A 25,148-nucleotide genomic window follows, 5' to 3' on the forward strand; every position below is an offset into this window, starting at 1 on the left:
ACAATCTTTCACGTCCCCATCCATCGAAGATCACGAGATCATAACGATGCCCGTCAGACGTCGACCAAATGATCAGCAGTGACGACAAACCCGGCGATGAGTTGTGACGGGAGGCGTTTCCCCCGGATGGCTGGGCTGCTTCACTGTGCCCTCGTATCGGGCGCGGCCGCGTCCGAGTCCACGAATACGGGGAGTCAGCAGGTGCTGTCGAGATCCACGAGTTCACGACGGAGGCGGTTGGCCGCCTCCGTAGCACTGGCGGGACTGGTCATGACCACCGCGCCAGCCGTCCTCGCACCTCCGGCCGTGGCCACTGGTCCGGGGGGCACGAAGGTCGCCGAGGGAGATCTCTCGGTTGCCCAGGCGGCGGCGCAGGCGCGTCGGTCTGGCCGGGCGGTGGAGGTGCCGTCGGCGGGTACGTCGTCCTCGCGGTTGAGTGTGTTGCCGGACGGTTCGATGGAGTTGACGCAGTCGGCGGTACCGACGCGGGCGCGTGTGGACGGCCGGTGGCAGACGCTGGACCCGACGTTGGTGCGCACTGCCGACGGTGGCGTGTCGGCGCGGGTGACGACGAACCAGGTACGCCTGTCGCCCGGTGGCACCGGCCCCTTGGCGGAGTTGGTCAGCGGCGATCGGGCGGTGGCGTTCTCCGCACCGATGGCACTGCCGGCACCGGTGCTGTCGGGTTCGACGGCCACCTATCCCGAGGTGTTGCCGGGGATCGACCTGACGGTGCGGGTGAGTCCGGAGGGCGGGTTCTCCCACGTGTTCGTGGTGAAGACCCGGCAGGCCGCGTCGGACAGGCGTCTGGCCGCCCTGGAACTGACCACGTCGGGCCGGGGGGTGTCGTTGGCCGCGGACGCAGCGGGCAACATCACCGGACGCGACCGGGCCGGCCAGGCGGTGTTGACCGCCCCCGCACCGACGATGTGGGACTCCAGCGCATCCCCCGCGTCGGCGTCGGGCACCGCCGGGCGAGGCGCCCTGTCCAGCACCGTCGCCCCGGGACGGACGGCACGGACCGCCCGGGTCGGAGTGAGCATCGGTGCGGGCAAGCTGCGACTGACCCCGGACCGGGCCATGCTGACCGATCCGAAGACCGTGTTCCCGGTCTTCGTGGATCCGGCCTTCTCCTGGACACCGGCCGGGTCGAAGATGTCCGGCTGGGCGTCCATCTCCTACCAGCACCAGTCCACGAACTACTGGAAGTCCACACCGGACCTCATCGGGCGGATGCAGGTCGGCAACGCCGGAAGCCAGCGCTCCAACACGCTGATCAACTTCCCCGTCCCCTACGGCACTCTCACCGACGCCGAGATCTACGACGCCATCTTCAAGATCACCAACACCCGGTCCTGGTCCTGCGACGACAAGACCGTCAACGTCTACGGCCCCTCGACGGTCCTGTCCTCCTCGAACGCCACCTGGAACTACTGGGAAGGCGTCAGCAAGGGCAGCGTCATCGCCTCGGAGAGCTTCGCCCACGGCTACTCCGGCTGCGACGCCGACGCCGTGTCCTTCGACATCACCGGCCAGATCCGCACCGACGTCACCAACAAGAAAGCCACCCGCACCCTCTGGATGGTCGCCGCCAACGAGGCCAGCGACCCCGAGAGCTGGAAAGAGTTCCTCGAAACCAGCCCCACCCTCACCATCCGCTACAACCACAAACCCAACACCCCCACCGGACTGACCACCTCCCCGAAGACCGCCTGTGCGGGCGGCTCCACCGTCGGTGACGGCACCGTCACGCTCTACGCCCCCGTCTCCGACCGCAACAACGGGACTCTCGGCACCACCTTCAGACTCTGGAAGACCAGCGACGCCAGCCAGACGCCCATCGCCACGTCCGACCCCAATCTCCTCACGTCCAGTTCCGGCAGCACCGCGGTGCTGGTCGTACCGGTCGACAAGCTCCGCACGGCAGCCAACGGCGCCATGACGAGCCTGTCCTGGAAGGTCCAGACCACCGACTTCCGCACGCCCAGCGCCTGGTCGACCACCTGTACCTTCACCTTCGACCCCACCCGACCGGGGCAGCCCGTGGTCGGTGAGCCGTCCGCCGGGGCGACCATCGGGCAACCGGTGACGTTCACCGTCACCAAGGGCACCAGCACCACGGTCCCGAGCAGCTACGTCTACCAGCTCAACGCCGCCGCGCCGGTCGAGGTCGACGCCGACGCCACGGGTGCCGCCACCATCACCATCTCGCCCACCCGCTTCACCAACACGGTCACCGTTTCCGCACGCTCGGCCGGCGGCAACTTCGGCGACAGCGCGAGCAAGACCTTCATGGCGATCCCCGCCGCCACCGCAACCGACGGTGATCTCACCGGGGACGATGTCGCGGACCTGCTCACCGTCGGCGCCTCCAACAACATCCCCTCCGGCCTCTGGCTCGCCAACGGCAAGGGCAGCACCGGCATCGACCGGATCGGCACCAACATCGGCGCCCGAGGTAACGGTGTCACCGGGGACAACGCACCCCAGGACTTCGACGGGGCCCAGGTGATCACCGGTCGCTTCGGCGGCACCGGCATGCAGGACCTGTTCGTCTACTACCCCACCGGCGCAAACGCCGGCGGTGCCGGCGTGCTGCTCGCCAATGGTGACGGCTCGGTCATCCGACCTCAGGAAAGCGGCAACCAGTTCAGCGTCGTCTCCGACCAGCTGCGCGACGAACTCGGGAACTCACCCCGGGAACTGGCGAACGCGGGCGACAGCCGGCACGTCGACTCCGCCTTTCCCGATCTGATCGGCATCAGCGGAGACGCGGGCAACAAGTTCCACCTGACCTACTATCCGGCTACTTTTCCGATGATCGGCGGTTACTACGGCACCGTCCGGACGACCGCTCTCACCCCCTCCGGTGGCGACGACTGGCAGAACTGGACGCTGGCGACCGCCCAGATGCCGGACGGCACAGCGATGTTCCTGCGCAACCGGTCCACCGGCGCTCTTCACCTGTGGACCAACCTCAGCATGAACCCGGACACGCAGCAGCTCACCTACACCGCCTTCCAGCTCAGTGCGAGCTGGAACCCGGGTGTCCCGCTGGTCCTCCGCGCGTCCGACATCAACTCCGACGGCATTCCCGACCTGTGGGCGGTCGGTGCGCAGAGCGAGGTGACCACGTGGACGGTCTCCAACCTGAACGCCACCGCGGGAAGCGGTGTCATCTCGGCCGCGCCGAAGCAGAACCTGATCACCGCGAATCACGCGTGGCAGCTCGCCGACGGGGAAAGTGGTCCGGTCGTGAACGAGGCGGCGGCCGCGGACGCGGTCGGGAACCTGGACGCGAGTGGAAGTGCCGCGCGTTGGCAGACGGGTGACCTCTTCGAACCCAGCGTGCTCTTCGGCGGCACCAGCAGCGTGCTCGCCACCACTGGCTCGGCCTTCGCCACGAATGCGGACTTCACAGTCTCGGCCTGGGTGAAGCCCAACGCGGCGGGCGGCACGGTGGTGTCGCAGAGCGGAGCGAGCGCCGCCGGATTCAAGCTCTGGATCGATGCGTCCGACAACAGTTGGCGAGCGGCGATGCCTCAGAGCGACGCGGCCAGCCCGGTCTGGGACACGGTCACGGCGGGCGCGAACAGCGCCCGACTCGGGGTGTGGACGCACGTCACCGTCAGCTACGAGCGGGCGAACGGGCGTCTCGGTCTCTACCTGGGCGCCGTCAACAAGGGCGTCGGCATCCACACCAGTGCCTGGAACGCGACCGGACCGTTCCTGATGGGCGCGCACAAGACGTCGGCGACCGCCACCGGCGGTTGGTTCTCCGGGCAACTCAGTGAGGTGCTCGCGTGGAACCAGGTCGTCAGCCCCGTGCAGGCGAAGCCGGCCGGACCGAACCGGGACTTCGACGGTGACTCAATCCCGGATGTCATGGCTCGGTACACGCCCACCAACGACATCTTGCTCTACAAGGGTGACGGTGCCGGTCGCTTCCAGTCGGGCTCCACGGTCATCGGCGGCAACTGGGTCAACTTCCAGGCGGCCTTCTCCCCCGGTGACTTCGACGGCGACGGCTACTCCGACGTGATCGCCTGGCACAAGAGCACCAAGGATCTCTACCTCTACCGGGGCAACGGTCGTGGTGGATTCATCCAGGGATGGACCATCATCGGGGCGAACTGGTCCGCCTTCGACACCGTCTTCTCACCGGGAGACTTCGACGGCGACGGCAAGGCCGACGTGATGGCCCGCTACACCGCGACGAAGGACATCTGGCTGTACAAGGGTGACGGCCGGGGCCACATCATCACCGACTCCGTGTCGATCGTGGGATCGAAGTGGTCCGCCTTCGACACGATCTTCTCACCGGGAGACTTCGACGGCGATGGCAAGACCGACGTGATGGCGCGCCATGCCACCACCAAGGACCTGTACCTCTACCGCGGCACCGGCAGTGGGCGGATCGCCACCGGCTACAGCATCGTCGGCTCCAACTGGGCCTACGTCGACCGGATCTTCTCGGTGGGTGACATCAACATGGACGGCAACGCGGACGTGATCGCCCGGTACGCCTCGACCAAGGACCTGTACCTCTACGAGGGCAACGGCATCGGACGGTTCAGATCCGGATACAAGGTCATCGGAGCAAAATGGTCGGCCGTTGACCTGATCTTCTGACGCACCGCCCTTGACGGGAGGACGCGGGGGTAGCCCTTGGGGCTACCCCCGCGTCCTGTACACCAGACGCACCTCATCGATACGCGTGTCGTTCATGTGCTCCGCGCGCAACAACCCTCCTACTGATCCACGGGATCTGACTCCAGCGGCCTTGAGGGTCTCCAAGGCGGCGGTGGACATCCGGCGTCGAGAACCCAACAGATGTACGTCGAGAACGAGTCGTGGCACGGGGTGCTGGCTCTACCGTCCTGCGCATGCCTGGCGCGACAACGTCACGGACACCCTCGGTCCGGATGTGACGCTGGGTCATCAGGCCTACGCGAGGTTATCTCCCCGACACCCTTATCCCTGAGCCTCGCAACTCTCAGCAGCCTAATCAGCTCCCCGCATCACTCTGCGTCGAGGTCGAACGCTCCCTGACCCATCCGCCTGAACCGGCCTGGCTCGACTCCTCGTATCCCCATACGGATGCCGGACACCCGTGACGACGAGGCGGAGGAGCTTCGATGGCGTGGAGCAGGGGCACAACCAGGCGGCGTAGGGCGACGGCGGGCCCGTCCCGCAACCGGAAGATCGCCGGCGGGGTGGCGTTGGCGCTGACGGCGGGGGCGGCGTTCGCGGTCGCCACGGGCACCGGCCAGGCGGCCGAGAACTGCGCCGGCCTGGACGGCGCGCTGCGCAACAACCTCACCTTCATCGCGGACCAGCGCCGCGACCCGGACGCCAACTCGGCCGACCGGATCGCCAACCGGCTGGCGGTGGTCGACCTGATCCGGCAACGGCGTGCCGCGGCCGGCTGCGCCGGAACGGTCGAGGTGGCCGGCGCCGCCTGCCCGGGCGTCCCCTGGGAGCAGGCCATGGCGATCGAACTCGACCGGGCGTGGGCGGTCACCGAGCAGATGCGCGGCGAGCGCTCCGGGCAGCTGGTCGACCCGCAGCTGACCCAGGCCCGGGTCCAGCGGCTCGGTGGCATCTTCGGCGGCATCCGGGGCATCGCGCGGGGCGCCCAGCAGGCACAGGCCAGCGCCGCCGGCAACGGCGCCAACGCGGCCGATAACGGCGCGGCCGGCAATGGCGCGGCCGGCAATGGCGCGGCAGGCCCAGGTGCCGGTGCGGTGGGCGGCGCGGGACGGGCCGCCGGCATCATCAACGCGGTCGGCGGGCTGATCGGCCAGATCGCCGGGATCGTGCAGGCGGTCCGGGCCGCACGCCAGCAGAAGCAGCAGGCCGCCGCCGGACAGAACGCCCAACAGGGCGACGCGGACCAGGGCGGCGCGGACCAGGGCGGCGCGGACCAGGGCGGCGCGGACCAGGGCGGCAGGGCCCAGGACGACCCCCAGGCCGGCGCGAACGACCAGGCCGGCGGGGCCGGACAGCAGGGCGAGGCGGGTGCCGGCGGGCAGCAGGACGCGGCCGGTGAGCAGGCGGGCGACGCCGGTGACCGGGTGGCTCAGCGGATCCAGCAGATCCGGGCGCGGATCCAGCAGCTACGCGCTCTGATCCAGCAGATCCGCGCCGCCCGTCAGGCCGCCCGCGATCAGGGCGCGGGTCAGGACCAGGGCGCAGACCAGGAAGCCGCCCAGAACCCGGGAGACGCGGCAGGCGCAGCCGGAGACCAGGACGGGAACGCGGCGGGCGGGCAGCCGGGTGCCGATGCCGGTCTCGTCCCGGGCCAGGACCAGAGCGCCGACCAGAACCAGGCGGACGAGAGCCCGACCGACAAGGACCAGGCCGGCCAGGGACAGGCGGGCCAGGGACAGGCAGGCCAGGTGTACCAGGTCGCCGACCCACGCGTCCCCGGCTGCGCCCCCGGCGACCCCGGATCAGACGCCGTCACCCCCGCATCCGCCCCGCCGACCCGCTGACCCCTGACGTCGATCATGAGGTTGGCGGCACTCCAGAAGATCCACAAGGCCGTCAACCTCATGATCGACGCGGCGGAGGTTGAGATCTTGGTACGAAATGGTCCCTCTGGGGGCCGTTTCATACCAAGATCTCGGGGCTTCCCGGGTTTTGGATTGGTGGTCTCGATAGGTGGATGAAGTGGGTCGGACGAGCAGTGGCCGGCTCGCGGAGAGCACGGTCCGGGCACCACCACGGCGAGCCTCTCCCGTCCCAGCGAAAGCCACCGAGGACCACTACGGACCACCGCGGAACCCGAGCCCGTAGGGCCACCGCGGATCCCGGACCCCGCCGAGGAACACCGACGACCCCCACCCCGCCCCGGACCGTCTGGCCACCGCCGACCAGCCAAGGGCAGGGGCCGGGTCAGACCAGGTCGGCTTCGCGGAGGAGCTTCCACAGGCCGGCGCCGTCGGGGGCGCTCAGCCACTTCTGGCCCACCGGGCCGGACGAGGAGCGACCCGCGGGCGCGGGCAGGCTGCCGGCCAGCACCGACTGGGTCGGCGACAGCCGCCGGATCGCCACGCCGGCCACGTTGTCCGGGTGGGCGGCGGCGAACTCCCGGTAGATCTCCGGGTCGTGCTGGCCGTCGTCGCCGATGAGCAGCCAGCGCACCTCGGGGAACTCGCGGGCCAGCCGGGCCAGCGTGGCCCGCTTGTGCTCCCGCCCGCTGCGGAACCAGCGGTCGGCCGTCGGCCCCCAGTCGGTGAGCAGCAGTGGGCCGGCCGGGTAGAGGTGGCGGGAGAGGAACCGGGTCAGCGTCGGCGCGACGTTCCAGGCGCCGGTGGAGAGGTAGAAGACCGGCGCGCCGGGGTGGGCGGTGGCCAGGCGCTCGTAGAGCACCGCCATGCCGGGGACGGCGGTGCGGGCGTGCTCGTCGAGGACGAACGTGTTCCACGCGGCGAGCAGCGGTCGGGGCAGCGCGGTCACCATGACCGTGTCGTCGATGTCGGAGAGGATGCCGAACCGGACGTTCGGGTCGAGGATGCGTACCAGCGCCTCCACCGGCTCGGCGTCGGCGACGCTGAGGCGTACGCAGCCCCAGCCGGGGGTGAAGTCGCCCTCGACGACGGTGTCGACGAAGCCGCTGCGGTCGGCGGTCACCTCGTGGCGCACGCCGTTGACCTCGACGGTCACCCGGGCGTGCTTGGCCGGCAGGGTGGCGAAGCTGCGCCAGCCCCGCACCTTGTCCAGCCGGCCCCGCCGGCGGGTGTCCGGGCGGCCGAGCAGCACGCGGCAGAGCACCCGCGCCCAGCCGGGGGCGCCGTAGCCCGCGTACGCGATGATGTTGGGCTGCCACCCGGTGCGCCGCAGCCGGCGTTCCACGAGCCCGTGCACGGCGTCCTCGATGCGGGCGGCGCGGTGCAGTTGCGGCACGGCCAGCTGGTCCGGTGGTGTGGGTGGCACGTAGCAACACTGCCACAACCGACGGGGGCCGGCCACGCGAGTGATCTACGCCGATCCGCCCCGGGCGCCGGCCGGCAGCGTGCCAGACTGCGTCGTGTCGCAGGTGAAGCGGGACGCGATGGGCCGGCCGGACGCGCCGGCGCTGGTGGCGCTGCTGCTCGGCGCGGTCGGGGTGGGTTACCGGCTGGTGCTGACCGTGCTCACGGTGCCCGCCTCGAACAGCGACGAGGCCACGTTCGGCCTGGCCGCCCTGCACATCGCCGGCGGCCACGAGCGGCCGGTCTTCCTCTACGGGCAGCGCTACATGGGCGTGCTGGAGTCGTATCTGGCGGCGCCGTTGGTGGGCTGGGCCGGACCGAGTTGGCCGTTGCTGCGGCTGCCGCTGGTCGCGCTCTACGCGATCTTCCTGTGGCTGGCGTACCGGCTGACCCGCCGGCTCCTCTCCCCCTGGCTGGCCGTGGTCGTGGTGGGCCTGCTGGCGCTCGGGTCGGAACGGGTGGTCCGCGACCAGCTCACCGTGGTCGGCGGCCGGCCCGAGGTCAAGCCGGCGGTGCTGGCGTTGCTGCTGATCGCGGTCGCGCTCGGTGAGGACCGGATCCGGCACCGCTGGCTGGCCACCGGCGGGTTCGGGCTGCTGGTCGGGCTGGCGCTGTGGTCGGACTGGCTGATCGCGCCCTACCTGCTGGTGGCGGCCGTGGTGCTGGTGCTGGCGGTCCCCCGCGAGCTGGTCGGCTGGCCGGGCGTGCTGCTGGTGGCGGGTTTGTTGGTCGGCATCGCGCCGGTGGTGAAGGACAACCTGGTGGCGCCGCCGGGGCAGGACTCGCTGTCGGTGCTGCGGGAGGTCAGCACGAAGGAGGGCGTGGCGCCGACGATCGTCGACCGGGTGCGCGGCGGGCTGCTGGAGGGGGTGCCGTTGGCCTCCGGGCTGTGCCCGATGGACGGCTGCGCGCGCTGGGCACAGTGGTTCGGCGTGCTCTACCCGGTGCTGCTGGTGGCCGCCGCCGCGCTCGGGCTGGTCGCGTACCGCCGGGCCGTCGACCACGCCGCGCGGGTCCGGGCCGCGGCGGTCCTCGCGCTGGTCGTCGGCGCGGCGTTGACCCTGCTGGTGTACGTGCGCAGCCCGCTCGCCGCGACCGACCCGCTGGGCAACGCCCGCTACCTCTCGGTGCTGCAGATCTCGTTGCCGGCCGTGCTCTGGCCGCTCTGGCTGGCCGCCGCGCACGCGCTGCGCGCCACCGCGGGCCGGGTGGCCCGGCTGGGTGGTGTCACGGCCGCCGCGGTGCTGGCCGGGCTGACCGCCGCGGCGGTCGCCGGCACGGCGGCGTTCCTGGCCCACGCCCCCGGGGTACGGGCCGAGGAGCTGTCCGCCCGCCGGCTGGCCGACACGGTGCTGCGGTCCGGCCTGCACGAGGTGTACGGCGACTACTGGACCTGCAACCGGCTGATCTTCAACACCGGCGAGGCGGTGGCGTGCGGGGTGCTGGACGGCAACCTGACGCCGGGGCAGAACCGCTACCCGGCGTACTGGCAGCGGGTGGGGCGGGCGGACCGGCCCGGGTACGTGGTGGCGGTCGGCTCGTCGGCGGAACGCGGCCTGCGGCGGCTGCTCGGCGACCGGGCCGACGCGGCGCTGGTGGCCGAGGTCGGCGACAGTCGCGTCTACCACCCGGACCGCGCCGTGCGACCGTGGCGCTGAGTCCGGCCCGTACGCTGTGCCGGTGCTCATCCTGCTCCCCCCGTCCGAGGGCAAGGCCGAGGCCGGCACCGGCCGGCGGCTGGACCTGTCGCGGCTGTCCCTGTCGGAGCTGAACCCGGCCCGGGAGGCGGTACTGACCGCACTGGTCGACCTCTGCGCCGGCCCGGACGAGGCGGCGGCCCGGGACGCGCTGGGCCTGAGTGAGGGCCAGCGCGGCGAGCTGCGGCGCAACGCCCGGCTGCGGGTGGCGGCCACCGCGCCGGCCGCCCGGCTCTACACCGGGGTGCTCTACGAGGCGCTCGACCTGGCCACGCTGCCCCCGGCCGCGGAGCGGGCCGCCCGCCGGTCGGTGCTGATCAGCTCCGGCCTGTGGGGCGCGGTCCGCCTCAGCGACCGGATCCCGCCGTACCGGTGCCCGATCGGGGCGCGCCTGCCGGGCGTCGGGGCGCTGTCGGCGTACTGGCGCCCGGCGTTGGGGCCGGTCATGACGGCGGCCGCGGGCACCGGTCCGGTGCTCGACCTGCGCTCCGGCGCGTACGCGGCCACCTGGACCCCGCGCGGGCCCCTCGCCGAGCGCACGGTGACCGTGCGGGTGCTGCACGAGCGGGTGGTGGACGGGACGCCGACGCGCTCCGTGGTGAGCCACTTCAACAAGGCGACCAAGGGCCGCCTGGTCCGGGACCTGCTGCTCGCCGGCGCCCGCCCGCGTACCGCCGACGCGCTGGTGGGCGCGCTGTGCGAGCTGAAGTACACGGTCGAGGAGGGTCCCCGGGCCACCGGCCGACCCCGGCAGCTCGACCTCGTCGTCGCCGATCTCTGAGGGCCGGCGTTCGCGCAAATTTTGCTCAAGGCTCGGGCGCAGCGGTTCCCCGGCCCGGCGGGGCAGGCCACGGTAGAGGGGCCCCGACGCCGACCAAGGAGCTGTGCCGATGCTCTCCGAGCCCACCACGCTGCTCGACCGGCCCCGCCCGTCGTCGCCGCCACCACCGCTGGACTGGCTGACCCTGGCCGACGCGTTCGAGGTCGCCTGCATGGTGCGGTGCACGCCGCCCCCGGCCGCGGACGTCCGCCGGTTCGACGTCGATCCCTACCGGGGCGGGGTCGCGGAGTTCAACCGGGAGGACGCGGCGCAGCGGATGCGGCAGCTGCTGGGCCGCCTCGACGTGCCGGTGGAGCACGAGCTGACCACGGGCGGCCTGCGCCGACGGTTCGAGCTGCACCGGCTGTCGGTGCCCCTCGAGCACCGGCCGGCGTACGCGGCCGTGCTGGCGGCCGGCTGGCGGCAGGGCCGACGCGAACTGCTCGGCGGGCCGGTCCCCGGCGCCTCGACGGCGCGCCGGATCTGGCGTCCGCGCCTGGCCGCGGCGGCCTGGCGGGCGGCGCTGCTCGCCGGCGGCCGGCACGTACGCCGGCACTGCCTCGGCATCCGGCTGGCCGACCGCGACCTGGCGGCGGTGCTGGTCCGCGGCGCGGCCCTGCTGGAGGTGCCGGCGGCGCTGCGGCCCGGTTCCGGGTGCTTCCTGGTGAGCGTGCCCAACGGTGAGCACCGGGCCCGGATCACCGAGAGCGCCGAACTGGGCTGAGGACCCCGCCCGCGCGGGCGGGCTTGCGCGGCGGCGGGTGCACGGCGCAGAGTGCAGCCCGTGAGCCGACACTGGTCTGTGCGCGGCCGGCGCCGGACCGCGGCCCCGCTGGCCCTGTTGCTGCTGCTCGTCACCGCCGTCGCCGGCTGCCGGGACGAGCCCACCGAGCCGGTGCGGATCCGGATCGCCACCGGCAGCCCGACCGCCGTCTACCACGCGTTCGGCCAGTCGCTGGCCGCTTTGCTCAACCGGGAGCTGCCCGAGGTGCGGGCGGACGTCGTGGTCACCGCGGCCTCCGCGCAGAACGTCCGGCTGGTCGGCTCCGGCGAGGCGGAGCTGGGCTTCACCCAGGCCGACGTGCTGCCGCCCCGCGAACCGGAGCACCCCCGCGTGCTCGCCGTGGCGCGGGTCTACGACGACCTCCTGCATTTGGTGACCACCGCCGGTGGTCCGGTGCGCACGCTCGCCGACCTGCGCGACCGGCGGGTGTCGGTGGGCGCCGACGGCTCGGGCACCGAGGTGACCGCCACCCGGCTGCTGGACGTGGCCCAGCTCGACGGCGACCGGGTCCGGCAGGAGCACCTGGGGCTGGACGACTCGGTGACCGCCCTGCGCGAGGGCCGGATCGACGCGTTCTTCTTCTCCGGTGGCCTGCCCGTGCGCGGCGTCGCGGAGCTGGCCCGGCAGACCTCCCTGCGGATGGTCGACCTGGGCGACTGGACCGAGCCGCTGCGGCGCGCGTACGGGGAGGTCTACGTGACCCGGGACATCCCCCGCTCGGTCTACCAGGCGGATCCGGTCAGCACGGTGGCGAACCCGAACTACCTGATCGTCAGCGCCGAACTGCCCACCACGCTGGTGCGTGAGGTGACCCGGCTGCTGATGGAGCGGCGGGAGGAGCTGGCCGCCGCGCACCCGGCCGCGGGGCGGATGAGCCCCCGGTCGGCGATCGTCACCACGCCGTTGCCGCTGCACCCGGGCGCGGCGCAGTGGTACCGCGCGGCCAAGCCCTGACCGGGCTCAGGTGCCGACCGGTCCCTCGGCGCGCCGCGGGGCGGGCGGTTCGACCGCGCCGCCCGGGTCGTCGGGCGGCGCCGGGAACCACAGCTCGGCGACCAGCCCGCGCGGCTCGCCCTGGCGCATGGTGAGCCGGCCGTCGGACGCGTCGACGAGCACCGCGGCGATGGTCAGCCCGAGCCCGGCGCCGTCCACGTTCTGCGCGTCCGGCGCCCGCCAGAACCGCTCCGTGGCCTGGTCCAGCTGGCTGGCCGTCATGCCCGGGCCGGTGTCACGCACGGTCAGCGCCGTCCCGCCGTCGGCCGGTCGGACGGTCACCGTCACCTCTCCCCCGGCGCCGCTGAACTTGACCGCGTTGTCGATCAGGGCGTCGAGTGCCTGGTCGATCGCGGTCGGCACGGTCCGGGCGTACGCCGGCGCCTCGCCCGGGTCGAGGCGGAGGGTGACCGACCGGTGTCGGGCCAGGGGCAGCCAGGCCGCCACCCGGGACGCGGCCGCCGCCGAGGCGTCCACGGTGACCCGCTGGTTCTCCTCCCGTTCGGCCCGGGCCAGGGTGAGCAGCGCGTCGAGGACGGTGGCCAGCCGGTCGGTCTCCTCCAGCGCCAGTTGGTGCTCGGCCCGGCCGTCCGGGTCGGTGAGGCTGGGTCCCAGCTCCTCCACCCGCAGCCGCAACGCGGTCAGCGGGTTGCGCAGCTGGTGGCTGGCGTGCGCGACGAAGGCCCGCTGGCGGTCCATCACGTCGGAGACCGCGTCGGCCATGTGGTTGAAGCTGGTCGCCAGCCGGCGCAGCTCCGGCGGGCCGAGCCGGGGCCGGACCCGTGCGGTGCGGCGGCCCTCGGCGATCTCGTGGGTCACCGAGTCCAGCTCGGTGACCGGGCGCAGCACCCACCCGGCCAGCCCGAACGCGGTGGAGACGCAGGCCAGCACCGCGAGCAGGCCGATGCCGGCGAGCAGCAGCCACCACGCGGTGACGGTGTGGCGCACCGGGTCCGCCGGGGTGGTGGTGACCACGGCGCCGAGCACCTCGCCGCCGTCGTTGATCGGGACCGCCGTCACCAGCGGGCCGTCCACCCAGGGCCAGACCGACTCCGGGCCGCTGAACTGCTGCCCGGACAGGGCCGTGTCGAGCGCCGGGCCGGTGCCCGCACCCAGCTCCCACCGGGGCGAGGCGGCGACGGTACGCCGGTCGCGGTCCACCACCGCCGCGCCGATGCCGTAGAGGTCGTCGTAGGCGGCCAGCTCCCCGCCGAGCGGGCCGGGACCGCCGCCGCGCAGCGCCGGACCGGCCAGCGACGCGAAGCGGGTGGCGTCGGCGAGCCGGTCGGCGCGTACCCGGTCGGTCTCCCGGGAGGCCAGGGTGACCGCCAGCGGGGTCTCCAGCGCGAACAGCACCAGCACCATCAGCAGCAGGTAGCTGATCACCAGCCGGCGGCGCACCGGGGCCTCCTCACGCGCCGCGGAGCCGGTAGCCGACCCCGCGCACGGTCTCCACCAGGGTCGGGTCGCCGAGCTTGCCGCGCAGCGACCCGACGTGCACCTCGACGGTGTGCCGGTCGGCCCAGGTGGTGCCCCAGACGTCGAGCAGGATGCGGTCGCGTGGCACGGCCGCCCCGGGCTGCCGGGCCAGGGAGAGCAGGATGTCGAACTCCTTGCGGGTCAACGCCACCGCCCGGCCGGACACGGTCACCGTCCGGCCGCCCACGTCGATGCGGACCTCGCCCGCCTCGATCAGGTTGCGCTCCGGGACGGTGTGCGCGGCCCGGCGCAGCACCGCCTCGATCCGGGCCTGCAACTCCACCATCGAGAACGGCTTGACCACGTAGTCGTCGGCGCCCAGCCGCAGGCCGAGCACCCGGTCGCGTTCCTCGCCCCGGGCGGTGACCGCGATGATGCCGAGCTGGCTGCTGCGCCGGCGCAGCTCCCGGCACAGGTCGGTGCCGTCGCCGTCGGGCAGCGTGAGGTCGAGCAGGACCAGGTCGCAGGGGGCGGCGGAGAGCGCGGCGGCGACGGTGGCGGCGTGTTCCACCTGGTAGCCGCGCCGGGTCAGCGCGGACGACAGGGCCGCGGCGACCCGACGGTCGTCCTCGACCAGGAGGATCCGCACCCGTGCCCCCTCTCGTTCGACGCGTCGTCCCGCGAAATGGTGGCAGACGCGCCGCCGGGGCGCGAGGCCGCTCTAGGCTGCGGTCGTGATCTACAAGATTCTCGCCGACGACGAGTGGCGGCAGGCGCGGGCGGCCGGGCGGTTCACCGGCACCGCGCTGGACCGGCAGGACGGCTACCTCCACCTGTCCGCGGCCGACCAGGTGGTGGAGACCGCGCGCCGGCATTTCGCCGGGGTGACCGGCCTGACCCTGCTCGCGGTGGACGAGAGTCGGCTCGGCGACGCGCTGCGGTGGGAGGTGTCGCGCGGCGGCGCGGCGTTCCCGCACCTGTACGCGGCGCTGCCGGTGGACGCGGTGGTCGCGGCGCACCCGCTGCCGGCGGACCGGCCGGCCGCCGACGTGGTGGCCGAACTGCTCGGCTAGGGGCTCGTTATGCTGCGTCGAACCCGCCCGACGGCGCGACGCAGCGCCCTGCCACGATGCGAGTTGAGATGACTGACAGCAACGACCGGTCCGCCTCCGTCTTCGTCCACCCGACGGCCGACGTGGAGGACGGCGCCCGGGTCGGTGACGGCACCAAGGTCTGGCACCTGGCGCACGTCCGGTCGAGCGCCCAGGTCGGCGCCGGCTGCGTGATCGGCCGCAACGTCTACGTCGACGCGGGAGTCACCGTCGGCGACCTGGTGAAGATCCAGAACAACGTCTCGGTCTACCAGGGCGTGACCATCGAGGACGAGGTCTTCGTCGGCCCGTGCGCGGTGTTCACCAACGACTTCCGGCCGCGCGCCCAGAATCCGGACTGGACGATCACGCCGACGCTGGTCCGCCGGGGCGCCTCGATCGGCGCCAACGCGACGCTGGTCTGCGGCATCGAGGTCGGTGAGTACGCGATGATCGCGGCCGGCTCGGTGGTGACCAAGGACGTCAAGCCGTACCAGCTGGTGGCGGGCAACCCCGCCCGGCCGAAGGGCTGGGTCGACGAGAAGGGCGAGGTCGTCTCCCGCGACGTCGACAACCCGCCGCACCAGGGCTGAACGCGCAGCAGGGGCGACGGCCGGTCGGTCGTCGCCCCCGCGCGTCGGCGCGTCGGTCAGCCGCAGAGCCGGCCGATCTCGTCCCGGAACCGGTCCATCGGGTTGGACCCGGCCGGGCCGAGCAGGTACTCCTTCAGCTCCCGCCGCGCCTCGGCCATCGGGTCGTCACCGGTCCGGGTCACGTCGAGGATCTTCGGCAGCTCGCCGCAGTCGGCCGACAGCAGGTACGCCGCCCGGGCGGTGGGGAACTGCCGGCGGAACTCGTCCTCCGGCAGGCCGGCCGGGTTGGCCACCACGTACGGCCGCTCACTCTGCACGAAGTCGGAGACCACACTCGACACGTCGCTGACCAGCAGGTCGGTGGCGTTGAAGCAGTCGAACAGCGCCGGCGTGCGACCGGTGACCACCAGGTGCGCGGTGCCGTCGAGCGAGGTGGGGTCGGTCTGACCGCCGGCGGCCCGGATCCGGGCGACGATCCGCTCGTGGACCGCCCGCGCCTTCGCCGAGCGGGTGCCGGTGAGCGGGTGCGGCTTGTAGACCACCCGCAGGTTCCCGGCGGCCAGCAGCCCGGACACGATCCGCTCCCCCATCAGCACCAGCGAGGTGTGGTAGGGGTCGTCGTCCAGCCAGCCCTCCCAGGTGGGGGCGTAGAGCACGGTGAAGAGGTGGTCGGCGACGCCGGAGCCGAACGTGTGCACACCGGCCAGCTGCGGGCGGCCGACCTCCACGATGTCGCGGTCCAGCACGCCCACCGCGGCCCGGGCGTACCGTTCCCGGCCGGCCGGACCGGCCACCCACACCTCGTCGTACACCTTGCTGTACGGGTTGACGCTGGCCTGTTTGTCGCTGTCGCCGTGCCCGACGAAGACGTGCTTCACGCCCGGCTCGCGCAGCAGGTGGATGTTGGCCCCGACGTTGGCCGCGTAGAGGGCGACCCGCAGCGAGCCGAGGTCGAGGTTCATGAAGTCGACGCCGGCCGGCACGCAGATCACCGGCAGCCGGGTGTCGGCCAGTTCGTCGAACGCGTCCGCGGCCCGCAGCAGCACCACCGCGCGCCGTCCGGTCGCCTCCACCGGCGCGAGCCACATGTTGGCCTGGTAGACGTCCTTGGCCGGGCCGGCGAAGTAGAGGGCCACCTCGGGCTGCTCCCGGGCCAGCCAGTCGTGCACGGCGGGCAGCTCCCCCGGGGCCTTGCCCCGGCCGCGCAGCGCGGTCGACGCCAGCACCGCGGCGGTGACCAGTCCGGCGACGAGCGTGACGGCCGCGGTGACCACGACCGGGGCGACCCGGTCGACGGCGACGGCCACCACGGCGGCCGGCACCAGCAGCACGTTGAGCAGCGGCAGCCGCAACCCGGCCAGCCGGCGCGCCCAGGCCGGCGGCACCGGCACCCGGCTCAGCGCGCCGAGGTCGATGTTGCGGGTGTAGGCCGGCGGGTCGACCCGCCCGTCGATCACCTTGGTCACCGCCGACGTGGCCACCGCCACGGTCCAGAGCGCGGCCGGCAGCAGCAGCACCGCGACGTCGCCGCCCACCCCGGGACGGACCGCGGCGACCACCAGCAGGACGACCGACAGGTCCCGGACCAGGCGGCGGAAGACCTCGCCGAGGCCGGCCTTGTCGAGCAGCTCGGCGGTCCCGGCGTACCGGGTGGCCAGGGCCGCCTCACCGGCCAGGGCGACCACGGCGGCCACCGCGTACGGGACCACCAGGCCGAGGACCCCGGAGAGGATCATGACCGCGTAGCCGAGGAGCGTCGCGCCGACCGCGACGAGACCCTGCTGGCTGCGTACTCTGCTGAACAACGACACGCTCCCTGTCTGCCCGCCGGTGTCGAAGGGGCCCGATACCGGACGGCTGCGACCTTAAACGGGCCAAGTGACACAAGTATTGCCGGGGTGTCCGGCAGGTGAACGACGGACGACGACTTTCACCATCGGTGCGCGCCGGGCCACGACACGCAGCGGGCCCCGGCCGGTCACCGGCCGGGGCCCGCTGCGCGGACGGGATCAGCCGCCGATGACCACCCGGCGGACGCCGGTCCAGCGCGCCGGGTCGGTGACCCGGCGGCCGTCGACCAGCACCGTCACGCCCGGCAGGTCGGCCGGGGCGAGGCTGCGGTACTCGGCGTGGTCGGCCTGGATCACCGCGGCGCCGACCGGCTCGCCGTCGTAGCCGGGCAGGCCGTGCGCGGCCAGTTCCTCGTTGGTGTACATCGGGTCGGAGACGTAGGGGGTCGCACCCCGCCGGCGCAGCGCCTCCACGGTCGGGAAGACGCCGGAGAACGCGGTCTCCTTGACGCCACCCCGGTAGGCGGCGCCGAGCACCAGCACTCCCACCCCGGTCAGGTCGCCGTACGCGGCGGCGAGCAGGTCCACCGCGTAGTCCGGCATGGCGGCGTTGGCCTCGCGCGCCGAGCGGACCACGGTGGCGGCCGGGTCGTTCCACAGGTACATCCGCGGGTAGATCGGGATGCAGTGACCACCGACCGCGATGCCCGGCGAGTGGATGTGGCTGTACGGCTGGGTGTTGCAGGCCTCGATGACCTTGGTGACGTCCACGCCGACCGTGTCGGCGAAGCGGGCGAACTGGTTCGCCAGGCCGATGTTCACGTCCCGGTAGGTCGTCTCGGCGAGCTTGGCCAGCTCGGACGCCTCGGCCGAGCCCAGGTCCCACACGCCGTTGGGCCGGTCCAGGTCGGCGCGCTCGTCGAAGTCGAGCACCGCCTCGTAGAACCGCACGCCGTGCGCGGCGGACGCCTCGTCGATGCCGCCGACCAGCTTCGGGTAGCGGCGCAGGTCGGCGAAGACCCGGCCGGTGAGCACCCGCTCCGGGCTGAACACCAGGTGGAAGTCGGTGCCCGCGGTGAGGCCGGAGCCCTCGGAGAGCATCGGCGCCCACCGGCTGCGGGTGGTGCCGACCGGCAGGGTGGTCTCGTAGCTGACCAGCGTGCCCGGCTTCAGGCCACGGGCGATGGCCCGGGTGGCGTCGTCCATCCAGCCGAAGTCCGGCACACCCTCGGCGTCCACGAACAGCGGCACGACCACCACGACCGCCTCCGACTCGGCGACCGCGGCGGCGGTGTCGGTGGTGGCCGACAGCAGCCCGGCGGCCACCGCCTCCTTCAGCTTGACGTCCAGGTCGGCCTCGCCCGGGAAGGGCACGGCACCGTCGTTGACCAGCTGGACGACCCGCTCGGAGACGTCGGCACCGATCACCCGGTGCCCCTTCGAGGCGAACTGCACGGCGAGCGGCAGCCCGATCTTTCCGAGCGCGACGACGCAGATGTTCATGAAACTACTCTCCTCCTCGGGGGAGACGGCGCCGAAGGCGGGCCGCGACCCGGCGAAGCGTCACCGGCCAGACGGTGAACGCCAGTTGACCTTTGTGGTTGTTGTTGATCGTGACCAGGTGCAGTCGGCTCCCGTCGCGGTGCATCGTCCGGTGCCGCACCGGCGGCCGGAGCCCCCGCAACGGGACGGCGACGCTGCCGGCCACCCGGATGCGTACCGCCCGGGCCGTCCCCTTCGCGGTGAGTTCCGCCGCTACGTCCTGGAGCCGGAAGGTGGCCTCCACGGTCGTGCCCATCGGGTCGGCGGGCAACAGCCGCACCACCGCCTCCGCCGCGCCCACCTGCACCGACAGGTCGTCGCCCACGAGATCGGCGAGGTCGGGCCGAGGGCTGCGGGCGAGGATCTGCACACGGCGGTCGCCGTCAGCTCCAGTCACCCAGCGTACCGACACCGCGTTGAGCGCGGCGAGCCAACGGCTCGCCGTCGGCTTCACCTCGTACCACTCCTCGCTCAGGCCCGCGTCCGGCTCGCCGAAACCCGGGTAGGCGGCGAACCACCGCTGGTCGCGGACGACGGTCGGCGGCAGGCCGTCGCTCGCGGTCTGCCGGATGATCGCGAGCAGGTCGGCCGGACGGCCATAGGCGGCCGCGCCCACCAGCACCCGGGCGTCCGGGTCGAGCTGGTCGCGGATGCGGTCGGTGAGGTACTCCCGGACCAGCTTGCCGACTCGGACGCGGACCTGCTCCTGAGTGTCGGCGTCCAGCGCCAGGAAGTCGGGGCGGAACAGCTTCGCGATCTCCCAGGCGAAGTGTCGCCGCAGCACCGCGTCGCGCCGTTCGCCCGGCTCGACCAGCTCGGCGACGAACCGGACGATGCGCTCCACGCACTCCAGCCGGGCCAGGTGGTCGCTGCGGTAGGTGATGTTGGTGGAGTTGAGCCGCTTGACCGCGTAGTAGTAGTCGTAGTCGGCCAGCACCGAGATGCGGGCGGCCCGCACGCACGCCTCCACCGTGAACGGCTGGTCGCTGCCGACCGCCATGTCCTCCGGGAAGCGCAGCCGGTGTCGCTCGACCAGCTCCCGGCGGAACAGCTTGGTGTTCGACAGCGAGAACGGCAGCGGCGAGTCGTACAGGTCGACGTCGGAGCGGGTGCGGTCGAAGATCTCCTGGTGCACGTACCGCTTGTTCACGCCCACCATCCGGCCGAGCACCACGTCCGAGCCCCACCGGTCGGCGGCCGTCACCAGCCGCTCCAACGCCTCCCGGCCGAGGTGGTCGTCCGCGCCGATGAAGAAGACGTACCGGCCGGTGGCCACGTCGAGCGCCCGGTTGCTGGGCGCGGCCGGGCCACCGGAGTTGGCCTGGTGCACCACCGTGATCAGGGAGGGATAGGCCGCCGCGAACCGGTCCAGCTCCGCGCCGCTGCCGTCGGTGGAACCGTCGTCGACCGCGACGATCTCCAGCCGATCGTGCCCGATCGTCTGGTTCACCAACGACGTCAGACAGGTGGTCAGGTCCGGCATGGTGTTGTAGACGGCGACGACGACCGTCACGTCCGGTTGCCTCACCGGGCGACCGCCGTCCGGAACGAGATGCCGTCAGAACCCATGCCCGTCCGTCTCCGTGTGAACCAGCGTCGCACCCCGCGACCGACCGGAGCGAGTGTACGACAAGCGCCACGCCGGAGACCGCCGCCACCGCGGCTGCCGGACCGCGGTGTCGCCGTTGCTACCCTGCACCCGACCCCGGGCCGCGACGGCGCTCCCGTCGCCCGAGGAGCAGTCACCGGCGGGCCGACGGGCCGGCCGACACCACTCGGACAGGACCAGACATGACCGCGCCGACCCGCCGCGAGCTGCCGTCACCGGAGACGGCGACCGGCGGCCGCACCGACCCGGCCGGCCGGACCGCCTCCGGCTCCGGCTCCGGCAACCGTCTGGTGGCCGCGTTCCGGTCGGCCTTACCCGCTCTCGTCGGCTACCTGGCCGTGCGGTCGCTGGGCCTGGTCACGCTCTGGCTCTGGGCACGCGCGGTCGGCGCCCGACCCGGCGCGCTGCTGACCGAGTCCGACGGCGAGTGGTATCTGCGCATCGCCCAGCACGGCTACGACGGGTACGAACGCACCCAGAGCGACATGGCGTTCTTCCCGCTCTATCCGCACCTGGTCGGGGCGCTGGAGCCGCTGACCCCCCTGGGTACCCGTGCCACCGCGCTCGCCCTGGCCGGTGTCGCGGCGCTCGCCGCCGCGTGGGGCCTGTTCGCGATCGGCGAGCGCCTGTACGACCGACGGGTCGGCATCCTCCTCGCCGTGCTGTGGGGGGCGCTGCCGCACAGCATCGTGCAGAACATGAGCTACAGCGAGGGGATCTTCACGGCGTTCGCCGCCTGGTGCCTCTATGCGCTGTTGCGCGGTGACTGGCTCGTCGCCGGGCTGCTCAGCCTCGCCGCGGGCCTGACCCGACCGACCGGCTCGGCGCTGCTCGCCGTGGTCTGCGTCGCCGCATCGATCGCGGTTCTCCGCCGTCGCGACGGCTGGCGTCCCTGGGCGGCGCTGCTGCTCGCGCCGGCCGGCTGGCTCGGCTACCTGGCCTGGGTGGGCTGGCGCACCGGCCGGCCGGACGGCTGGTTCCACATCCAGGACGCCGGGTGGGGCACCACTTTCGACCTCGGCGTCGACACGGTGCGGGTCGGCCAGCGGGTGCTGGCCCACCCCTCGGCGTTGGCGATGTACGTGGTGACATTGGTGGTCCTGGTCGCGCTGGCCCTGTTCGTGCTCGGTGCGCTCGACCGGCAGCCGTGGCAGCTCCTGCTCTACAGCGGACTGATCCTGCTCACCACGCTCGGCGCCGCCGGCTACTACCACGCCAAGGCGCGTTTCCTGCTTCCCGCGTTCCCGCTGCTGCTGCCGGTCGCGGTCGCGCTGGCCCGGGCCGGCTGGGCGCGCGCGGTGACCGTGCTGGCGCCGCTGGCCATCCTCTCCGCCTACTTCGGCGGTTACGTGCTGATGATCTGGAACCGGTCGCCGTGATCCCGGCCGTCACCGGTTGAACGGCCGGACGTCCCAGAGCCACACGTCGTCGACCCGCCGGCCCGGGCCGTAGCAGGCGTCGAGCACCGCGCGCAACTGCTCCTGCCGCCGGTGCCGGGGCAGCGCCACCGCGTCCGCCCGCCAGTGCCGCGCGTCGGCGCGCGCCTGCGCCACCTCGGCCGGCGTCACCTCGACGCCCCGACGGCCCTCGGCCACGAGGGTGAGCAGCTTCGCGGTCGGCTGCGGCTCGACTCCCCAGCGCCCGGTCGGATCTGTCGGCGACACCGGCGCGAGGAAGTAGCCCTGCGGCACCGCGAACTCGGCGAGCGCCGCCGAGCCCCAGTAGACCGAGGTCATGTTGGCCACCGGCACCGGCACCAGGGTGCGGCCGGGAGCCACATGGTCCCGCCACTCGCCCGCGGTCACGAAGTGCGGTACCGACGGACGCTTCTGCACCGGCAGCGGGGTGGGCAGGACCGGCACCAGGGCGGCCAGCAGAGCGACAGCGGCGACGCGGACCAGCATCGGGTTCTCCACCCGGGTCCGCAGCACCCGGTCGCCGGCAAGCGCCAGCAGCACGCCGACGGCCACGGTGGTGATCAGGCCGAACCGGGCCACCACCACCGCGTCGAAGATCGGCAGGTGCTGCACCAGCGCGAACGGCGCCGGCACGGTGGTGCGCTCGGTGCCCCAGGTCCAGGTGGTGCCGATGGACAACAGCGCGCAGACCACCCCGACCAGGGTCAGCACGCGCACCGCGACCTCCCGCCGTAGCCACCACGCGGCGGCCACCGCCAGCACCACGAGCGGCCAGCCGTAGAAACTCGCCTGCTCGGTGGTGTTCGGGCCCCAACCCCCGGCGCTGGTCGCGCTGCCGGCGATCGACTCCGTGGCGTAGCGCACGTAGGAGCCGAGCTTCAGCGCGTACACGTCCGGCCCACCGGGATGACCGAGGCGGTGCTGCGGCCCGGCGAACTGCATCCACAACGGGTACGCGGTCACCACCGCGACGAGCGCGCCGGCAACGAGCAGGCCGCCGGCGAGTCGGGGAGCGCGCCGCACGGCGACCCGGGGCGCCACGGCGAGATGGGCGAGCACCACCATCAGGCAGCCGAGCGCCAGCAGGAAGAGGATCTCCACGCTGATGAAGAACTGGGCGGCGACCAGCGCGCCGAGCACCAGCCCGTCGCGCAGCACCCGACCGTCCCGGGCCAGCACCAGCACCCGCCAACCGATGAACGGCACCAGCCACTGCGCGGTGATGTGCGGGTGGCCGTTGCTGTGCGACACCAGCGCCGGCGCGAAGGCGCAGAACAGGCCGCCGACGAAGGCCGCCGCGCGGGAGTCCACCACGTGCCGGGAGAGCACGTGGTACCAGGCGTAGCCGGTGCCGGCCAGGTTGAGGGTGATGAGCAGCACGTAGGCGGTGGGAGCGCCGAACAGCAGGGTGACCGGCGACAGCAGGATCCCGGGGAGCTGCATGCCGACGTTGGTCATCAGGTTCACCCCGTCGGGGGCGTTCTGCGCCGTCGTGAAGAAGGGGTTCTCCAGGTGCCGGACCGCGTGCGCCGCGTAGGCCAGCATCCACTCGTTGAAGCCCTGGTCGTCGGGGCGGCTGCCGAGGAGTCGGCCGTCCACGTCGCGCCAGCCGCGCGCGGTCACCATGAGCGCGCCGAGCAGGTAGACCGCCGCCACCAGCGCGTCCCATCGGCTCCGGCGGCGGCGCGTCGGCCGGTCGTCCGGCTCGACGGCGGGCCGGACGTCGCGCTCCGGCACGGCCGGGAGCGGCCCGGCCGGACCCGCCGCCGCGTCGTCCGGCTCGCGGTCGCCGGGCGCGGCGGGCCCGGTGGGAGCTGGCTCGGAACGACGGGTGTCCGGTGCGGTCATGAGGCAGGAGTGTACGGCCGCGGCGCGGCCTCACCCGACTCCCCCCGCGCCGACGCACCGGCGCGTTCCCTCCGCCGGGTGAGCCCCGCGTCGAGCGCCGCCACCGCCAGCACCACGAGGCTGATCCGCAGGTAGATGGCCTCCTGAATGCCGAACCGGGTGTACTCGCCGGCGGACAGCATGAGGCTGGCCAGCACGCTCGCGACACTCACCAGCCCGCCGACGACGCCGATCGCGGTCAGCCACCGCCGCCGTCGCACGGCCCCGGTGGCCACGCAGGCCAGGAGCGCCAGCGCGGCGGCGCCGCCGATCAGGGGCAGGGCCAGGTGACGTGGCGGGTAGAAGACCGACCCGACCGCCTCCGGCAGCATCGTCACCGGGCGACCGTAGGTGTGCAGCTCGGTGCTGCCCAACGCCATCGGCAGGATCCGGTGCCCCATGATCTCGCGGTAGTGCTCCGGCTCGGCCAGCGCGTACCGGAAGCCGACCCCCAGTTCGTGCTCCTCGGCCCAGGTCTGCAGCTCCCCGCACCGGGCGTAGGCCTCGGAGAACTTCCGTACGTTCCACCGCCGCACCAGCGCCGGGTCCTCGATCGCCTGACATTGCGGCATGCCGAGCTCGTCGTGGTACGCCCGGTGCATCGCCGGGTCGCGCTGGACCTCGACCATCAGCCGGTAGAGGAACGTCTCGTCGGTCTGGGAGCGCCCGGAGGCGCTCCATCGGGAGAACGTCTGGTCGGTGGGGCCGAGCAGCGCCGCGTTCCAGGCCAGCCCGGCCAGGAGCGCGCCGAGTGCCACCACCGCCGGCCACCGGCGCGAGCGGTCGCGCCACGCCAACACCACCAGCACCGCCGGCACCAGCGCGATGAACAGCAGCATGTCCTGCCGGACGAACATCCACCACACCGTCACCAGCACCGTCGCGGCGAGCAGCGGCCACGACCGCCGGCGCGCCCACAGCGCCAGCAACCCGAAGGCGAGCAGACCCAGGCTGATCGAGAGCGACTCCGCCGTCAGGGTGTGGTCCCAGACGTACACCGCCCGGGTCAGAGCCAGGACGAACAGCGCGGTCGCGGCACAGACCCGGGCGGTGGTGGTGCGCAACGCGATCCACAGCGCCAGCACCAGCAGCACCCACGCGGCGGTGCCGATCAGCGCCTGGGCCCACGCCCGCGCCGGGTCGCTGCCGGCGAGCGAGTAGAGCAGCGGTGTGCCCCACAGCCGCGGCGCGTGCCCGGTGAAGGAGACCGTCGCGGTCGGGTTCGGGCCGTCGAGCAGCCCGGCGTAGGAACGCGTGTCGAAGGTGCGGAACGCCTCGACCCGCGCCGCGATGCTCAGCCGCGCGGCGACGAAGGCGACCAGCAGGACCGCCAGCAGTGAGCGGTCGCCACGAAGCCACGACCGGAACCGGCCGACACCACGCCGATTCGCCGGCTCGGGACGGCGTCGTTCGACGACGGAAGAGTCGACCACCATGGGGATTCCTCGCGCTCGCGCTGGCCCTGTCGGCATCCGGAAGCGGGACGCAGCGATGTTAGCCTAGATCGCCCGCGTGGCGGTGCACGG

17 protein-coding genes are annotated in these 25,148 nt (G+C 73.0%); 9 read left to right on the forward strand and 8 right to left on the reverse strand.

From position 1 onward, the window contains the following. Positions 1-270 precede the first annotated feature (270 nt). Positions 271-4,632 (forward strand): FG-GAP-like repeat-containing protein, encoded by a 4,362-nt coding sequence (locus CO540_RS09090; RefSeq protein ID WP_172967816.1) that lies wholly within the window; start codon positions 271-273, stop codon positions 4,630-4,632. A 506-nt stretch (positions 4,633-5,138) separates the two neighbouring features. Further along, positions 5,139-6,497 carry a hypothetical protein gene (locus tag CO540_RS09095; RefSeq protein WP_157779089.1) on the forward strand — a complete coding sequence of 453 codons (1,359 nt, stop codon included), beginning with the start codon at positions 5,139-5,141 and terminating at the stop codon, positions 6,495-6,497. A 403-nt stretch (positions 6,498-6,900) separates the two neighbouring features. On the opposite strand, the gene CO540_RS09100 is transcribed toward CO540_RS09095, so the two are convergent. Next, positions 6,901-7,941, reverse strand: a complete 1,041-nt coding sequence (locus CO540_RS09100) for an App1 family protein (protein ID WP_253866568.1) — start codon at positions 7,939-7,941, stop codon at positions 6,901-6,903. Positions 7,942-8,059: 118 nt separating this feature from the next. Here CO540_RS09100 and CO540_RS09105 point away from each other — a divergent pair, with 118 nt between their 5' ends. The 4 genes from CO540_RS09105 (at position 8,060) to CO540_RS09120 (ending at position 12,234) form a co-directional block, all read left to right on the forward strand. Continuing rightward, positions 8,060-9,637 (forward strand): hypothetical protein, encoded by a 1,578-nt coding sequence (locus CO540_RS09105; RefSeq protein ID WP_172968002.1) that lies wholly within the window; start codon positions 8,060-8,062, stop codon positions 9,635-9,637. Positions 9,638-9,653: 16 nt separating this feature from the next. Continuing rightward, on the forward strand, positions 9,654-10,457 hold the full coding sequence (gene yaaA, locus CO540_RS09110; protein WP_099161690.1) for a peroxide stress protein YaaA: 804 nt from the start codon (positions 9,654-9,656) through the stop codon (positions 10,455-10,457). A gap of 109 nt (positions 10,458-10,566) precedes the next feature. After that, positions 10,567-11,220 carry a hypothetical protein gene (locus CO540_RS09115; protein WP_099164675.1) on the forward strand — a complete coding sequence of 218 codons (654 nt, stop codon included), beginning with the start codon at positions 10,567-10,569 and terminating at the stop codon, positions 11,218-11,220. A 60-nt stretch (positions 11,221-11,280) separates the two neighbouring features. Continuing rightward, complete coding sequence (locus CO540_RS09120) at positions 11,281-12,234, forward strand: TAXI family TRAP transporter solute-binding subunit (protein ID WP_099161691.1); 954 nt, start codon at positions 11,281-11,283, stop codon at positions 12,232-12,234. Between the two features lie 6 nt (positions 12,235-12,240). Here CO540_RS09120 and CO540_RS09125 read toward each other — a convergent pair whose 3' ends face one another. Continuing rightward, a complete protein-coding gene (locus tag CO540_RS09125; protein WP_099161692.1) occupies positions 12,241-13,674 on the reverse strand; it encodes an ATP-binding protein in 1,434 nt (477 codons plus the stop codon). 10 nt (positions 13,675-13,684) lie between these two features. After that, positions 13,685-14,341: a response regulator transcription factor gene (locus tag CO540_RS09130; RefSeq protein WP_099161693.1), complete on the reverse strand. Its 657-nt coding sequence runs from the start codon at positions 14,339-14,341 to the stop codon at positions 13,685-13,687. Between the two features lie 85 nt (positions 14,342-14,426). Here CO540_RS09130 and CO540_RS09135 point away from each other — a divergent pair, with 85 nt between their 5' ends. Then, complete coding sequence (locus CO540_RS09135; RefSeq protein ID WP_099161694.1) at positions 14,427-14,765, forward strand: DUF952 domain-containing protein; 339 nt, start codon at positions 14,427-14,429, stop codon at positions 14,763-14,765. A 68-nt stretch (positions 14,766-14,833) separates the two neighbouring features. Then, positions 14,834-15,376, forward strand: coding sequence for an acyltransferase (locus tag CO540_RS09140; RefSeq protein ID WP_099161695.1), 543 nt, complete (start codon positions 14,834-14,836; stop codon positions 15,374-15,376). A 56-nt stretch (positions 15,377-15,432) separates the two neighbouring features. Here CO540_RS09140 and CO540_RS09145 read toward each other — a convergent pair whose 3' ends face one another. The 3 genes from CO540_RS09145 to CO540_RS09155 all read right to left on the reverse strand — a co-directional run bounded on the left by CO540_RS09145 (position 15,433) and on the right by CO540_RS09155 (position 20,236). Next, complete coding sequence (locus tag CO540_RS09145) at positions 15,433-17,181, reverse strand: CDP-glycerol glycerophosphotransferase family protein (RefSeq protein ID WP_099164676.1); 1,749 nt, start codon at positions 17,179-17,181, stop codon at positions 15,433-15,435. Between the two features lie 204 nt (positions 17,182-17,385). After that, positions 17,386-18,669: a nucleotide sugar dehydrogenase gene (locus CO540_RS09150; protein ID WP_091578570.1), complete on the reverse strand. Its 1,284-nt coding sequence runs from the start codon at positions 18,667-18,669 to the stop codon at positions 17,386-17,388. Between the two features lie 4 nt (positions 18,670-18,673). Next, complete coding sequence (locus CO540_RS09155) at positions 18,674-20,236, reverse strand: glycosyltransferase (protein ID WP_099161696.1); 1,563 nt, start codon at positions 20,234-20,236, stop codon at positions 18,674-18,676. A 263-nt stretch (positions 20,237-20,499) separates the two neighbouring features. On the opposite strand from CO540_RS09155, the gene CO540_RS09160 reads away from it, so the two are divergent. After that, entirely contained in the window at positions 20,500-21,696 is a 1,197-nt protein-coding gene (locus CO540_RS09160; protein ID WP_253866570.1) for a hypothetical protein, read from the forward strand. 9 nt (positions 21,697-21,705) lie between these two features. On the opposite strand, the gene CO540_RS09165 is transcribed toward CO540_RS09160, so the two are convergent. Together CO540_RS09165 and CO540_RS09170 are read right to left on the reverse strand one after the other, a co-directional pair. Then, the gene (locus CO540_RS09165; RefSeq protein WP_099161697.1) at positions 21,706-23,583 is read right to left on the reverse strand and encodes a hypothetical protein; all 1,878 of its coding nucleotides are present in this window, start codon (positions 23,581-23,583) and stop codon (positions 21,706-21,708) included. Further along, positions 23,580-25,058, reverse strand: coding sequence for a hypothetical protein (locus CO540_RS09170; protein WP_099161698.1), 1,479 nt, complete (start codon positions 25,056-25,058; stop codon positions 23,580-23,582). The genes CO540_RS09165 and CO540_RS09170 overlap by 4 nt, the downstream gene beginning before the upstream one ends. Between the last annotated feature and the right edge of the window lie 90 nt (positions 25,059-25,148).

Source organism: Micromonospora sp. WMMA2032, assembly GCF_002688545.1.
In the GTDB taxonomy this organism is placed as follows: Bacteria; Actinomycetota; Actinomycetes; order Mycobacteriales; family Micromonosporaceae; genus Micromonospora; species Micromonospora sediminicola.

Coding starts and splice junctions, on each gene's coding strand:
- CO540_RS09150 (WP_091578570.1), bottom strand. CDS start 18,669: ATGAACATCTGCGTCGTCGCGCTCGGAAAGATCGGGCTGCCGCTCGCC.
- CO540_RS09140 (WP_099161695.1), top strand. CDS start 14,834: ATGACTGACAGCAACGACCGGTCCGCCTCCGTCTTCGTCCACCCGACG.
- CO540_RS09160 (WP_253866570.1), top strand. CDS start 20,500: ATGACCGCGCCGACCCGCCGCGAGCTGCCGTCACCGGAGACGGCGACC.
- CO540_RS09170 (WP_099161698.1), bottom strand. CDS start 25,058: ATGGTGGTCGACTCTTCCGTCGTCGAACGACGCCGTCCCGAGCCGGCG.
- CO540_RS09090 (WP_172967816.1), top strand. CDS start 271: ATGACCACCGCGCCAGCCGTCCTCGCACCTCCGGCCGTGGCCACTGGT.
- CO540_RS09115 (WP_099164675.1), top strand. CDS start 10,567: ATGCTCTCCGAGCCCACCACGCTGCTCGACCGGCCCCGCCCGTCGTCG.
- CO540_RS09105 (WP_172968002.1), top strand. CDS start 8,060: ATGGGCCGGCCGGACGCGCCGGCGCTGGTGGCGCTGCTGCTCGGCGCG.
- CO540_RS09165 (WP_099161697.1), bottom strand. CDS start 23,583: ATGACCGCACCGGACACCCGTCGTTCCGAGCCAGCTCCCACCGGGCCC.
- CO540_RS09095 (WP_157779089.1), top strand. CDS start 5,139: ATGGCGTGGAGCAGGGGCACAACCAGGCGGCGTAGGGCGACGGCGGGC.